Annotated in this window: 12 protein-coding genes; 7 read left to right on the forward strand and 5 right to left on the reverse strand. The window is 60.3% G+C overall.

Going from position 1 to position 13,177, the window contains the following annotated elements; all coding sequences use genetic code 11:
* Positions 1-461 precede the first annotated feature (461 nt).
* Together C5N93_RS15570 and C5N93_RS15575 are read right to left on the reverse strand one after the other, a co-directional pair.
* Positions 462-1,154 (reverse strand): RraA family protein, encoded by a 693-nt coding sequence (locus C5N93_RS15570; RefSeq protein WP_242559976.1) that lies wholly within the window; start codon positions 1,152-1,154, stop codon positions 462-464.
* Between the two features lie 11 nt (positions 1,155-1,165).
* Positions 1,166-2,107 (reverse strand): hydroxyacid dehydrogenase, encoded by a 942-nt coding sequence (locus C5N93_RS15575; RefSeq protein ID WP_242559977.1) that lies wholly within the window; start codon positions 2,105-2,107, stop codon positions 1,166-1,168.
* A gap of 361 nt (positions 2,108-2,468) precedes the next feature.
* Between C5N93_RS15575 and C5N93_RS15580 the strand changes: the two genes are divergently transcribed.
* Together C5N93_RS15580 and C5N93_RS15585 are read left to right on the forward strand one after the other, a co-directional pair.
* Positions 2,469-3,854 (forward strand): MFS transporter, encoded by a 1,386-nt coding sequence (locus C5N93_RS15580; RefSeq protein WP_242559978.1) that lies wholly within the window; start codon positions 2,469-2,471, stop codon positions 3,852-3,854.
* A gap of 93 nt (positions 3,855-3,947) precedes the next feature.
* Complete coding sequence (locus C5N93_RS15585; protein WP_242559979.1) at positions 3,948-4,880, forward strand: LysR family transcriptional regulator; 933 nt, start codon at positions 3,948-3,950, stop codon at positions 4,878-4,880.
* A gap of 52 nt (positions 4,881-4,932) precedes the next feature.
* Here C5N93_RS15585 and C5N93_RS15590 read toward each other — a convergent pair whose 3' ends face one another.
* The 3 genes from C5N93_RS15590 to C5N93_RS15600 all read right to left on the reverse strand — a co-directional run bounded on the left by C5N93_RS15590 (position 4,933) and on the right by C5N93_RS15600 (position 6,895).
* Complete coding sequence (locus C5N93_RS15590; protein WP_242559980.1) at positions 4,933-5,238, reverse strand: hypothetical protein; 306 nt, start codon at positions 5,236-5,238, stop codon at positions 4,933-4,935.
* Between the two features lie 122 nt (positions 5,239-5,360).
* Positions 5,361-5,792, reverse strand: coding sequence for a hypothetical protein (locus C5N93_RS15595; RefSeq protein WP_242559981.1), 432 nt, complete (start codon positions 5,790-5,792; stop codon positions 5,361-5,363).
* A 158-nt stretch (positions 5,793-5,950) separates the two neighbouring features.
* Complete coding sequence (locus C5N93_RS15600; RefSeq protein ID WP_242559982.1) at positions 5,951-6,895, reverse strand: LysR family transcriptional regulator; 945 nt, start codon at positions 6,893-6,895, stop codon at positions 5,951-5,953.
* Between the two features lie 190 nt (positions 6,896-7,085).
* Here C5N93_RS15600 and C5N93_RS15605 point away from each other — a divergent pair, with 190 nt between their 5' ends.
* From C5N93_RS15605 to C5N93_RS15625, 5 genes are all read left to right on the forward strand, one after another.
* On the forward strand, positions 7,086-8,111 hold the full coding sequence (locus tag C5N93_RS15605; protein ID WP_242559983.1) for a 4-hydroxythreonine-4-phosphate dehydrogenase PdxA: 1,026 nt from the start codon (positions 7,086-7,088) through the stop codon (positions 8,109-8,111).
* A 39-nt stretch (positions 8,112-8,150) separates the two neighbouring features.
* Positions 8,151-9,047, forward strand: a complete 897-nt coding sequence (locus C5N93_RS15610) for an NAD(P)-dependent oxidoreductase (RefSeq protein WP_242559984.1) — start codon at positions 8,151-8,153, stop codon at positions 9,045-9,047.
* Positions 9,044-10,771, forward strand: coding sequence for an IlvD/Edd family dehydratase (locus C5N93_RS15615; protein WP_242559985.1), 1,728 nt, complete (start codon positions 9,044-9,046; stop codon positions 10,769-10,771). The genes C5N93_RS15610 and C5N93_RS15615 overlap by 4 nt, the downstream gene beginning before the upstream one ends.
* A gap of 76 nt (positions 10,772-10,847) precedes the next feature.
* The gene (locus tag C5N93_RS15620; protein ID WP_242559986.1) at positions 10,848-12,164 is read left to right on the forward strand and encodes an MFS transporter; all 1,317 of its coding nucleotides are present in this window, start codon (positions 10,848-10,850) and stop codon (positions 12,162-12,164) included.
* Entirely contained in the window at positions 12,161-13,129 is a 969-nt protein-coding gene (locus C5N93_RS15625) for an amidohydrolase family protein (RefSeq protein WP_242559987.1), read from the forward strand. The genes C5N93_RS15620 and C5N93_RS15625 overlap by 4 nt, the downstream gene beginning before the upstream one ends.
* The last annotated feature ends 48 nt before the right edge of the window (positions 13,130-13,177 follow it).

Genomic DNA, 13,177 nt, shown 5'->3' on the forward strand with positions numbered 1-13,177 from the left:
TCACGAATCGAGGGCAAGATATTCGGGGCGTGACGGCCCCTCTCAGCATGCCTCCGTATCGCTCAAACGGGTGTTTCGGATTGATCGTCAGGTTATCGCCGCGTACTATCAATTTCAATAGGTCGACGTCGGCATTACCGACACGAAGTCGGGCCTGCAGTATCGCAACAGGGGGGACTGAAATGACTGTGACCATTCGAACGATTGTGGGGGCGATGCTCCCGATGTGCATCATCGTTGGGGCGACGACCTATTTCATCCCTCCCAAAGGGCGTTCCGGCATACCCGATCGGGACGACGCCGAATTGCGCAGCACATTGATCGCTGGCGTTAGCTGCGTGGGCCTGATCGCCTTGCTTCTTCTGCTCGGCGGTCATCTCCGGTAGTTGCAGCGCGCTATCGGCTTTTCACGACGTTCGTCAGGAGGCGGCCTGGCCGCGGCATCTCTTTAGACGGGGGGCTCATTCGAGCGTTTCGGTCGCACTGATGACGCCCGCCGCGCGCAACGCGTTATCGAGCCACGGTGAAACGAGTATGCCGTCACGAATTTCTGCGAGGCGCTGTGCCTCTGCTTCAAGCTTTTTCTCCGCGGCCTTGAGCACTTTGTCGACATCGGTGCGAGGGATGATGACGACACCGTCGCAATCGCCGATGACCAGATCCCCCGGCTCGACGGATACGCCACCCAGAGAGATTGGCACGCCGATACGCCCGTCCAGACCTTTCGTGGGGCCGGCGGGATTGCGGCCATTTGCGAAAATCGGCAGGCTGCTGTTACGCAGCGTCGCAACGTCGCGAGCGGTGCCATCGACGACCAGTCCCCCCAGTTTTGCAGCGATCGCCTGCGTCACCATCAACTCTCCGAACAACGCCGCCGATTGATAGCCTTTTCCGTCGACGACGATGATGTCGCCAGGTCTCGCAATTGCCAGTGCAACGTGAAACATGAGGTTGTCGCCCGGGCGGACCTCGACCGGAAACGCCGGGCCAGCGACCACCATGCTGGGGGCGAGCGGCTGAATGTCGCCGTGCAATGCCCCGCGACGTCCCGCGACGTCGCAAAGAACGGCCGCCTGAAACTCTCTCGCGCGCTCGATCTGCTCGGGGGTGACGCGTTCGAAATTGGGGGTATTGTTGAAACGGTTCGTCTTCATGGCGAATGATCTCAGGCGTTGATGTGGGTAATGTCGGGGCCGTCAACGATCCGATGCGGTGGGATGCGTGCCGCCAAGGCTTCGATGACGGCGTGTGCCGCGGCGTGTCCCATGCGAACGAGCGACTCCTCGCTGCTGGCAGCAATGTGTGGCGATGCGACGAAGTTATCGAGCGTTAGCAATGGGTGTGACGCCGATACCGGCTCGGTTTCGAACACGTCACTCGCTGCACCGGCGATTCGCCCGCGCGCTAGCGCCCGGTAAAGTGCAGATTCATCGACGATCCCGCCGCGCGCCACGTTGACGAGAAGCGCCGAGTGGCGCATGAGCTCGAACTCGGATGCGCCGATGAGATACCGCGTCGAGGCCAGCAACGGAACGTGCAGGCTGATGACGTCGCAAGCCGGCAGCAGGTCGTGAAGCGTGTTGATTCGCACCGCCCCCAACTCTTCGAGAGCGGCATCGGGGGCTTTCGGGTCGTAGACCAGCAACGCCGAGCCGAACGCCGCCTTGAAGAGCCGCGCCGTTCTTCGCCCGATGTCGCCGAAGCCAATCAGGCCAATGGCCTTTCCGGAGATCTCGATGCCCGCATGACGTTGCATCGGGTGCGGGTGGCGTAACGCGCGATCGGCGACACAGACCTTTCTGGCGAGCGCGAGGGTGATCGCCAGCGCGTATTCCGCGACTGCGTTGGCATTGGCGCCGGGCGTGTTCGTCACTAGTACGCCGGCGTCGTTCGCTGCGGGAATGTCGATGTTATCCACACCGGTGCCATGCTTCGCGACGATCTTTAGCTTCTTCGCTTTCGAAAAATCCGACGCACGGACTTCAAAGGTTCGCACCACCACGGCATCTGCATGAGCATGCCAGTCGGCGGCGCGGGATTCCGGGTAGTCCACGACCGTATGAGCCTTCCTGAGTCGCTCAACGGCGCTCGGGGCAATGGGGTCCATGACGAAAACGTTCATGTCTTGGGGCGGGCGATTGTCAAAGTATCGGGACTCAGCATAAGAGCGGCGCTCGGATCGTACGTAGCGATATTTTTCGACCTGGGTGCATTCCGTTTGCGACTGTCGGTGCGAACCCGGATTGGGTGCTCTGCACGCGCTGCCGGGTAGGCGTCGGGCAGCGCGCAGCGTGTCATGGCAATGGTGCGACCGAATGCGTGAGGGTTATTCCGCAAGTCGAAAATGGAATGCTGGAATATCGACAAAAGTCGCTATGCCTGGCGCGATGAGACGACTTACGATGGCCCTCGTTCGCAGAACTAGAACCAGAACATGTCACCGGTAGCACCGGAGATAGGAGACACGCATGAATCGCCCTTCCACAGCGCGCACCGGTTACCGGTGGGTCGTTCTCGCCATGATTTTCGTGACCTATTGCATTGCCGGCGCCGACCGGGCCAACCTCGGTGTGGTTATCCCGACGATTCGGAGCGAATATCATCTCAGCAACACCGACGTCGGGGCTATGGCCAGTCTGTTCTATTTCGGATACGCCATCGTGCAGATCCCGTCAGGCTATCTGTTCGGCAAGCTCGGTGTGCGCGGGTTGATGGTCGGCTCGATGGTGCTGACTTCACTCGCCACGCTATTCATGGGGCTGGCGGGCAGCGTCGTCCAGCTCAAAACGGCGCGGGCCGTTCTGGGCGTTGCCGAAGGTCCGATCAACATCGGCATTGTGTCGACCATCAACCGCTGGTTTCCGCCTCAGGAAAAGGGGCTGGCGACAGGCGTTTTCATCTCTGCCATCAAATTTGCCCCGGCATTCGTACCACCGCTTTGCGCCTTGCTGCTGTTGCGGTTCGGCTGGCGAGAAGTGTTCTTTATCTTTGCCGTGCCGGGGCTGATCACTTCGCTGTTGTGGTTCTGGCTGGTTCGCGACGAACCCAAGGCATCGCGCTTCGTGTCGCAGGGCGAGATCGACTACATCAAGTCGTCGCCGCAGGCTGCCGCGCCAGCACAGCCGAGGGCAGCGGCCGTCGGGCATTTCTGGGTGGACCGTCTGATCAGAACCCGTCAGGTCCCATTGCTCGCGACGAGCCGGGCGGTCTTCACCTCCTGGAACGTGTGGGGATGTGCGCTCGGTTACTTCTTTTTGGTCGGAATCACTTACGCCATCATGACCTGGGTGCCGACGTATCTGGTCAGCGTAAAACACTTCTCGACGCTGAAGATGGGCGCGGTGGCATCTGCGCCCTGGATGGGGGCGATCGTTGGCAACCTACTTGGCGGATGGCTCTCGGACACCGTATTTGCCCGGCGACGCAAGCCCGTCATGATGATCACTTCGGTAGCGACAGTGGGCATGATGTATGCGCTGCTGTTCGCACCGAGCGACCCGGTGGGGCTCGCGCTGCTGTTCTTCGTCGCTGGTGTGCTGCTCAATCTCGGGTACTCGACGTTCCTCGTTTATCCGATGGGCATTGCTGCACGCGATAAGGTGCCGCTCGCTGCGTCCATCGTCAACACCGGGGGCTCCCTCGGCGGTGCGTTCGCGCCTTTCTTGGTCGGGCTCATCCTCGATACGTCCGGCTGGCCCGCAGTGTTTGCCTTTCTGGCGGCATGCTCGGCGACGACCTTCCTGCTATTGCTGAGCATCGTGGAGCCGAGAAGCGATGCTGCGGGGGAGGCGCCGCTTCCCGCGAAGAAGCGCACTGGCGGCAACAACACGCAACTCACCAGGCGAAATGCGTGAAATCAAGATGGCGGTAAGCGTTCATCGCACCAGAGCGCGGCCCCTATAATGAGATGCCGTGACGTCGCGGCGTCCTTGTAGGTGATTCGCAATATGACGCTCAAACAGCTTGAGGCTTTTTATTGGGCGGCTAGCCTGGGTAGCTTCTCAATAGCCGCCACCCGCTTGCACGTCACGCAATCCACGCTTTCGAAGCGCATCGCGGAGCTCGAAGCAGCGCTCAACGTGCCGCTGTTCGACCGCTCGGCGCAGCGCTCGGTCCTTACGGAGCATGGCACCCGCATTCTGGGCCACGCTCACAAGATTCTTCAGTTCGAAGGTGAGATCCACGAACTGCTTGGTGTGGCGCCTCGTCTGTCCGGCCCGTGCCGGTTCGGGGTGAGCGAACTCACGGCGCTGACATGGTTCCCGAAGTTTGTGGCGCGCATTACGACCAATCATCCCGATCTGTCGCTGGAGCCATACGTCGATCTGGCGGCAGGACTGGAGCGTCGTCTGGTTCGGGGTGAGATCGATTTCGCGATTCTTCCGCAAAGCGGTGAAGACAATCCCATGCTGACGTCGGTTCCGCTCGCCGTGCTGGAGTTCGCTTGGATGTCGTCGCCCAAGCGCATTGCTGCGGGCACTGTTCTCAAGTCGGAAGACATTGCCCGGCATCCCATACTCACGATGACTGCGGAATCTCGCCTCACTGCAACTTACGAGGCATGGGCTGCGTCGAACAAGATTCACGCGCGGCGCTTCCTTGCCTGCAACAGTCTGAGCGCCATTGTGGGGCTCACTGTGGCGGATGTCGGTATCAGCTTTTTGCCGAGTCTGTTCATGCGTAACCTCATCGAAGCGGGGCAACTGAATGCGTTTCGCATGGTGCCCGAGTTGCCCAACGTCGAATATTGTTTCAAGTGGCGCACTGACGATACCCGGACGTTTATCTCGGCGCTGGCCCAATTCGCAAAGGAAGAGGTGGATTACACGCTCTCGCTGGGTTCCATTAGCGAATATGTCGATCGTTCGGCGCAAAAATGATGGCGCGCACCATGGCGTTTTCTTTCTTCGCCGGGAGCAATGACGACAGCAATCACATTTCGTTGCCGCCCTGAATCGGATTGGCCGATCGGATCGCTTTCAATATGTCCTCCATTCTTCTCGTTGAGAGAAGCTCAGCCATGTTCTGTTCGATGAGTTCGTTGGTTCGGGTTTCGTCATATCCGGCGTTTCTCATTAGAAATTTGAGATTCTCGATTCGCTTTCCGAATCTGAGCGCCTTTACCTGATCGACGATCGACTCCTCCGATTTATCCATTGAAATAAGCGTGTCGACGAAAATGTTCTCGTCATAGGTGAGGAACTCCAGCGCCGTGCCGACTTTTATCTTGTTGCTCATGATGGTCCATGGAGTTGTTGGTGATGTAACGGCTTGCCATTGCAAAGGTCATGCCGGGCGTGAGGTTCGGAGGCACACCCCGACGATCGTCTGACTTCTGCCTCGAGAGAAAAAATCATCCATCAGCAGGCGTTGCAGCTCGGAATGGCGTGGTTCGTTTGAAAATATGACCAAATCGCCGCGCGCTCAAGATACTTGATATAAACCTTCGTCTCTTCCGGATTGGATGATCTGAATGCCATGATCGCCACATATAAGTTTTCCGGGGGGCGATCTACGGGGATGCTCATCAGGTAGGTGTCTGAGTATCGGGATCCTCCGCTGTGCGCCGGATATCGCTTGAATGCGGTTCTCCCAAATTGATACAGCCTCCTAGCAATATTCTGCTCTGTCGTTTCTCCGATATAGATGATTTCTTTTGCGGTTACCGATGGTGCCGTGGTTGGCGGCTTCTCGAAATGCGCGAGGCAATAGATTCCCGGGAGGTCAAGATCATCCAGCGCCTTGTGATCGGTGTACTTTGCCCAGTCGGAGAGAGTGAATATATCTTCCATGCTTAGTTGATCCGCGATGCAATCGCCGTTGACGGACGGAAACTCCTGATGATGTCCAGCGCGTGTGCGAGCGGTAGACGGCCACACCTTGCTGCGTTGAGCGGCATCTGCTACGGTTGCGGGCGGCGATTGCCACAGCGCTCCAGTACCCGGGAAACTCACGGTTTCGACTGAATCAAGGGAACAAGATGCGCCACCATGGCGTTCATCGCCGGGCCTGATGGCGTAATCAGGCAGATGGCGGGCACATGCATGGGCACGTCCAGTGAGAGCGCGTGTAGTGCTGCGAGGCCCGCGTAATGCTGCGCCAGAGATAATGGCATGACGGCTACCATGTCCGAGATTTGCAGCAGTGATGTGATCATCACCGTGGATGCCGTTTCGGTGACGTTGAGCGGTTGTGCGATTCCCGCCTCTCGCAGGGCGGCATCCAGTCGAACCCGTTGGGGTGCTCCCGGCGGCTGCATAATCCATGCTGCGCCGCTCAGGTCCTTCAACGTTACGCTACTGCGCCGACTCAACGGATGGTCCTGGCGCACAACGAGGACCAATGCTTCATCCAGAATCGGCACCACGTCATAGTCCCCGCCCGCGTGCTCGTCGGTAATGCGCCCGAGCACCATATCGAGATCGCCCCGACTGAGCTGATGCAGCAGGACGTTGCTCGTGTCCACCGACACCGAGACCTGCACACGCGAGTGCTTGCGTTTGTACTCGGCCAGTGCCGGCGACAGCAGTTGAGGGACCGCTCCCGGCACGCTCCCGATACGCAATTTCCCCGTGAGTCCCGAATCCAACGCCCCCAGCTCTTCGCGCATAACGCCAAAGTCGTTGAGCATCGAGCGCACATGACGCACCACGACTTCGCCCGCCGCCGTTGCCCGAACGCCTTTCAGGCTGCGCTCGAAAAGCGTAACGCCAAGCACGGCCTCCGCTTGCTTTAGCAGTTTGCTCGCCGCTGGCTGGCTGATGCTCAACGCTGCGGCCGCGCGCCCAAGGTGGCGCTCCGAATCCAGAAGACGAATCAGGAGCAGTTGCCGGCTACGCAGACGCAATAGCAACTGCGTGTCGCTTTGGGCTCGGATATCCGTGTTGTCTATCATATATAAAAGTATATGGATATGGTCTGAGTTTTCATTTGAATTGACATGATACGGCTTGATAACCTCTGTCGCATAACGAGCCTTTCCCTAGAAAGCGAACGGAGACAGTCATTGCCGCATGCGGCCTGAGGTCCAAGCCATCCAGGCCATGAATGAGGTCTTCCGACGTCACTTCTCAATCGAGTCATTCATGCCCCAATCCATGCTCCCTTCTCTCAAACCTTTGGCGATATTGCTCGGCGACCCGGCCGGTGTCGGCCCTGAAATGGCGGCACGCCTTTTGTCCGATGCCGGCAATCGTGCCCGCATGCCCTTGCTGGTCATTGGTGACGCGTGCGTCTGGGAGGCTGCGCAGCGCATCGCCGATACGCGAGTCGACACGTTGACGGCCCGCTCGCTGGCCGATATTCGCTACGAGCGCGACAAGGTTTCGTTGCTCGATATCGATGCCTTGAAAGGCGAGTTGCCGGCGCTGGGTCAATGCTCCGAGCTGGCAGGGCGAGCCTCGTTCGAAGCGCTTGAGCATGCTGTCGAACTGGCCGTGCAAGAAGCCGTCAGCGGTATTTTGTTCGCGCCGCTCAACAAGCATTCGCTTCGTTTGGGAGGACTTCAGGCGGAAGACGAACTGCGACATATGCAACTCCGGTTCGGTGTGCGCAGTTTCGTGTGCGAATTCAACATTACCGGTGCCCTATGGACGTCTCGCGTGACCTCGCACGTACCGCTGCGGGACGTGGCAAGTCATCTTTCGCGCGAGGGCGTGCTGGAGGCTGCGCGCATCATAGACACGGCGCTTCGGCGTGCCGGCGTTGCACAACCGCGCATTGCCGTCTGCGGGCTCAACCCACACGCGGGAGACAGTGGCTCCATCGGCATGGAGGAAATCGAAGTCATCGCACCGGCGATTCGCGACGCGCAGGCGCAAGGCATCGGCGCATCGGGGCCTTACCCTTCTGACACCGTGTTTCTCGCAGCGCAGCGCGGCGATTTCGACGCCGTAGTGTGCATGTACCACGATCAGGGCCAAATCGCGATGAAGCTGATGGGCTTCGATCACGGCGTGACGTTCCACGGTGGGCTCCCCGTTCCTGTGGCGACTTCGGCGAGCGGTAGCGCGTTCGACATCGCGGGCAAGGGCATTGCCAACATTCAAGGCCTGCAACGCGCTTTCGACATCTGTACCCGAGTCGCCGTATCGAGCCAGATGGCGGCTTGACGCGTCGAAGTGACGTTCGTCTCAAGGAGATAACAGTCTATGCAGATTGCATTCCTGGGAACCGGTCTCATGGGGGCGCACCAGGTTCGTCGCTTGTTAGGGGCGGGCCACGATGTGCGCGTCTGGAACCGAACGCTTGATAAGGCGCTGCCTCTGGCGACCGACGGCGCGTTCGTGGCGGCCGGACCGGCGGAAGCTGCGCGTGGCGCAGACGTGCTCATTGCGATGCTCGAAAACGGCGACGTCGTAGAGCAGTTGCTGTTCGGCGACGGGGTGGCTGAAGCACTGAAGCCGGGCGCAATCGTTATCGACACCAGCTCGATCAAGCCGTCGCAAGCACGGGATCACGCGCAGCGCCTGATGGGCATGGGACTTCGCTACCTGGATGCGCCGGTCTCCGGCGGCGTGGTGGCGGCTCAGGCGGGAACGCTGGCCATTATGGTCGGAGGCGATGCCGTCGACGTCGAAGCGCTGCATTTGGTGTTCGAACCTATGGGACGGGCAACGCATGTCGGGCCGCACGGTTGCGGCCAATTGGCAAAGCTGGCCAATCAGATGATCGTCGCCGTCAATATCGCGGCCGTTGCCGAAGCCTTGCAACTCGCGGCGCGTGGCGGTGCGAACGCCGGGAATGTGGTGCGGGCGATACGCGGCGGTCTTGCCGAGAGTCGGGTGCTCGAACTGTACGGCACTCGCATGGTGGACGGCGATTTTTCGCCGAGGGCCAGAGCCACGATGCAGCTGAAGGACCTCCGCAATGCGATGGAGGTCGCCGCGCAGCACGATTTTTCAGCGCCCACCGCTCAGACGGTGACTGGTCTTTTTCACGAACTTGTGGCGCGCTCGGGCGAAGTCGATCATTGCGGGCTGTGGCTCGAGATCGCACGTCTGAACCAGCCATCGATGACACATTTCACTGCGGTGCAAGACTCATGACAGCTTCAAAACCTCTGCGTAGTCGCGCCTGGTTCGATCGCCAGGACAAGATGGGCTTCTACTACCGTTCCTGGCTCAAAAACAACGGCATTCCCCAGGATCAGTTCGAAGGCCGACCGGTAATCGGTATCTGCAACACCTGGTCCGAACTGACACCGTGCAACTCGCATTTCCGGGATATTGCCGAGCATGTGCGGCGCGGGGTTCTCGAGGCCGGGGGCTTTCCTTTGGAGTTTCCGGTCCTCTCGCTGGGCGAGACGATGATGCGGCCGACCGCAATGCTGTATCGCAATCTGGCCGCGATGGATGTCGAAGAGTGCGTGCGCGCGAATCCCCTCGATGGCGTCGTGCTGCTGATGGGGTGCGACAAGACAACACCGGCGCTGCTGATGGGCGCCGCGAGCGTCGACATTCCCACCATTGGCGTGTCTGGCGGTCCCATGCTGCGCGGGTACTACGAGGGGCACACCATTGGCTCAGGTACCAACACGATCTCCATGAGCGAGCAGTTGCGTGCAGGGACCATCACCCTCGAACAATTTCACGAGGCCGAGGCTGCGATGAACCGTTCCAACGGTCATTGCATGACGATGGGGACCGCATCAACGATGGCATGCCTCGTGGAAGCGATGGGCGTCGGCCTGCCGGGCAATGCCGCGATTCCTGCGGTGGATTCGCGGCGCAAGGTGCTCGCGCGTGCGGCGGGGCGGCAAATCGTCGATCTGGTCCGGCAGGACGTGCCGCTCTCGCGCATTCTCACGCGCGAGGCGTTTGAGAATGCGATTCGCACGACCGCAGCCATCGGCGGATCGACCAACGCTGTGGTGCATTTGCTGGCACTAGCCCGACGTGTCGGCATCGCATTGACCCTCTCCGATTGGGACAGCCTCGGCCGGGAGGTGGATTGCCTTGTCAACCTGATGCCATCGGGAAAGTATCTGATGGAGGACTTCTTCGAGGCGGGGGGGCTGCCGGTCGTGCTCAGGCAACTCGCATCGAAAGGGTTGTTGCACAAACATGCATTGACGGTGAACGGCAGGACGCTGGGTGAAAACGTAGCAGACGCCAAGTGCTGGCGTCCCGAAGTTATTCACGCGTCGGACGAGCCATTCAAACCCGAGGCGGGTATCGCGGTGCTCAATGGGAATCTTGCCCCCAACGGCGCCATCATCAAGCCGTCGGCCGCATCGCCCCATTTGCTGCAACACACCGGTCGGGCCGTCGTCTTCTCATCTATCGAAGATCTGCATGAGCGGATCAACGACGACGCGCTGGACATTGACGAGCACTGCGTGATGGTGCTGCAAAACTGTGGGCCCAAGGGATATCCGGGCATGGCCGAGGTCGGCAACATGCCACTGCCGCCCAAGCTTTTGCGCAAGGGAATTCAGGATCTCATCCGGATTTCGGACGCACGGATGTCGGGCACGGCTTACGGCACGGTCGTATTGCACACGTCTCCCGAAGCGGCCGTCGGAGGGCCGCTCGCGCTCGTGCGCGACGGCGACCTCATTCGGCTCGACGTGCCCGGGCGCACGCTGGAGCTCCTTGTCGACGATGTCGAACTGGCGCGTCGACGCGCCGGTTGGCAACCGCCCGCACCGCATGCGGACCGGGGTTACGTGAAACTCTACATCGACCACGTTACTCAGGCGCACGAGGGGGCCGATCTGGATTTCCTCACAGGCAGCAGTGGTTCGCGCGTTCCTCGCGACAATCATTGATATTGCGGTCGTTGTTGCGCGAAAGACAATCCAAAAATACCTAAAAGAACCCGCATCGGGTCATAGGAGACAAGCAATGAAACCGGTATCCGACAAGCTGGAGAACCCGATAGGCGTCGGGCTCGCAGACATCGAAGCGCCTTCATCGGTGAGATGGCGAATCTTTCTCGTAGTTTTTGCCGTCGTGGTCGTCAACTTCGTCGATCGGACCACCTTGTCGGTTGCCATGCCAACGATCTCTGCGGAGTTCGGGCTGACGCCGGTAATGCAGGGGCTCATACTCAGCGCTTTCTTCTGGAGCTACATGTTGCTTCAGCTTCCCGGGGGCTGGTTGCTGGATCGCTACGGTCCGCGCGCGGTCCTAACAGGAGCGACCGTGGGCTGGGGTTTTTTTCAGACGCTCGCGGCATTCGCCACGGGGGGAATGTCCTTGTTTTTTTGCAGAATCGGCTTGGGAGGGTTGGAGGCGCCGCTCTTCCCTGCAGGGGCGAAGCTCAGCGCCAGTTGGCTGCCGCCGAGGGAGCGGGGGCGCGGTGCGACGCTGCTTGATAGCGGCGCGCCGCTGGGAGCGGCCATCGGCGGGGCGATCATTGCGTGGCTCATTTCGGAACTGAACTCGTGGCGTGCGGCATTTGCGGTCGCAGGGTTGGCGACGATGGTCCTGGGGCTGGTGGCATGGCGATATCTGCGCGACAAGCCATCACTTCATCCGGGGGTCAACGAGCAAGAGCTTTCGCTGATCGGATCGCAAGCGCCTAGCGTGATGGACAGCAACGCTTCCGGGTTCGTCCTGACTCGGCGTTCGATGGGCGCAATTCTCACTGGCCGGGCGGCGTGGGCCATGATCAATTTCGGGTTGCTGACCTGGGGGCCGAGCTATCTCGCACAGGCCCGGCATATGAATCTGAAGGAACTGGGCGGGGTGACGTTTCTGATGTTCGCTGCCGGCATGCTGGGCTCGCTTTGCAGTGGATGGCTTGCGGACACCATGCACATTCGCGGCATGCGACGCTCGGTCGTCTACAAGAGTCTGCTGTCGATCAGCGGTGTCGGCACGCTCTGCGCTTTCGTGGTGCTGCCGTTTCTGTCGAATGTTGTCGTTGCCGTCGCGGTGCTATGCACGATGCTTTTCCTGCTGTATTTCGGCAGTCTTTACTGGAGTCTGCCCGCACTGCTCGCGCCGCCGCATCGCGTGGGCATGGTGAGTGGCTGGATGAACTTTGCCGGCAGTGCTAGCGGCATCGCGATACCGATCGTCGCCGGCTTCATCTTGCAGATCACCGGCACTTACACGGCGATGTTCCTTTACTTCGCCGCGTGCGCCGCGCTCTACGTGCTGGCAAGCGTTGCTATCACGATTCACGAGCCCAAAGCTTACGGGGCCGCACGATGAACGCACGACATCAGGGCGCTGGCGACGTGCCGTCCATTTATGACGGACCGATTGTCGATGCACACCAGCACTTCTGGGAGCCGCAGGGCGATAGGCTTCCCTGGCTCGCGCCGCAGGCGAGGCTTGCGTTTCGATATGGCAACTACGATGCGATAAAACGGCCGTATCTCCCACCGGACCTGTTGGCAGATGCCGGACATCACCGGATCGTCGGTACGGTGTACGTGGAGGCAGAGTGGAATCCCAAGGACCCGATCGGCGAGACGCGATACATCCACGATATTGCGTCGCGTTACGGTTTGCCCAACGCCGTCGTCGCACAGGCATGGCTCGATCGCGACGATATCGACGCTGTGCTGCATGAGCAGGCGCGCTTCGCGTTGGTGCGCAGCGTGCGACATAAACCGGGGCGCGCATCGACGCCGCAAGACGCCGCCACGCAGCCGTCGTTGATGCGCAGCGAGTCATGGCGCCGGGGGTATGCGCTACTGAACCGGTACGGCTTGCACTTCGATCTGCAAACACCATGGTGGCATTTGGACGATGCGGTGCTGCTCGCCCGCGATTTCCCCGAAACGCTGATCGTGTTGAACCACGCGGGTTTGCCGTCCGAGCGCAGTGAGGCGGGGTTGAGTGCGTGGCATGCCGCCATGGGGCGTTTCGCCGAAATGCCCAACGCGCGTGTCAAGGTGTCCGGTCTGGGACAGGCCGGTCGGGCGTGGCGTGCGCAAGATCAGGCATGGATCGTGCGCGAAGTGATTGCGATGTTCGGTGCGCCTCGCGTAATGTTCGCCAGCAATTTTCCGGTCGATAGCCTTTGTGCGAGCTACGACGACATCTACGCCGGCTTCAAGTCCCTTGTGGCCAGCCATACGCCTGACCAACAACGCGCGCTGTTCCACGATACGGCGTGCGAGGTCTATCGAATCGGTCTGCCGTCGCCGCTCGGGCGGCCCGCACGGTAGTCGGCACCTGACAGGCGGCCGGTGGCCCCAAAACGTGCTGAACATAAC

The sequence above is a fragment of the Pandoraea sp. LA3 genome, from assembly GCF_022696215.1.
GTDB lineage: Bacteria > Pseudomonadota > Gammaproteobacteria > Burkholderiales > Burkholderiaceae > Pandoraea > Pandoraea capi.

Bases quoted from the DNA above. Each gene is read 5' to 3' on its own strand.
- C5N93_RS15595 (WP_242559981.1), bottom strand. From the start codon at position 5,792: ATGGAAGATATATTCACTCTCTCCGACTGGGCAAAGTACACCGATCAC.
- C5N93_RS15580 (WP_242559978.1), top strand. From the start codon at position 2,469: ATGAATCGCCCTTCCACAGCGCGCACCGGTTACCGGTGGGTCGTTCTC.
- C5N93_RS15605 (WP_242559983.1), top strand. From the start codon at position 7,086: ATGCCCCAATCCATGCTCCCTTCTCTCAAACCTTTGGCGATATTGCTC.
- C5N93_RS15610 (WP_242559984.1), top strand. From the start codon at position 8,151: ATGCAGATTGCATTCCTGGGAACCGGTCTCATGGGGGCGCACCAGGTT.
- C5N93_RS15585 (WP_242559979.1), top strand. From the start codon at position 3,948: ATGACGCTCAAACAGCTTGAGGCTTTTTATTGGGCGGCTAGCCTGGGT.
- C5N93_RS15615 (WP_242559985.1), top strand. From the start codon at position 9,044: ATGACAGCTTCAAAACCTCTGCGTAGTCGCGCCTGGTTCGATCGCCAG.
- C5N93_RS15570 (WP_242559976.1), bottom strand. From the start codon at position 1,154: ATGAAGACGAACCGTTTCAACAATACCCCCAATTTCGAACGCGTCACC.
- C5N93_RS15575 (WP_242559977.1), bottom strand. From the start codon at position 2,107: ATGGACCCCATTGCCCCGAGCGCCGTTGAGCGACTCAGGAAGGCTCAT.
- C5N93_RS15625 (WP_242559987.1), top strand. From the start codon at position 12,161: ATGAACGCACGACATCAGGGCGCTGGCGACGTGCCGTCCATTTATGAC.
- C5N93_RS15600 (WP_242559982.1), bottom strand. From the start codon at position 6,895: ATGATAGACAACACGGATATCCGAGCCCAAAGCGACACGCAGTTGCTA.
- C5N93_RS15590 (WP_242559980.1), bottom strand. From the start codon at position 5,238: ATGAGCAACAAGATAAAAGTCGGCACGGCGCTGGAGTTCCTCACCTAT.
- C5N93_RS15620 (WP_242559986.1), top strand. From the start codon at position 10,848: ATGAAACCGGTATCCGACAAGCTGGAGAACCCGATAGGCGTCGGGCTC.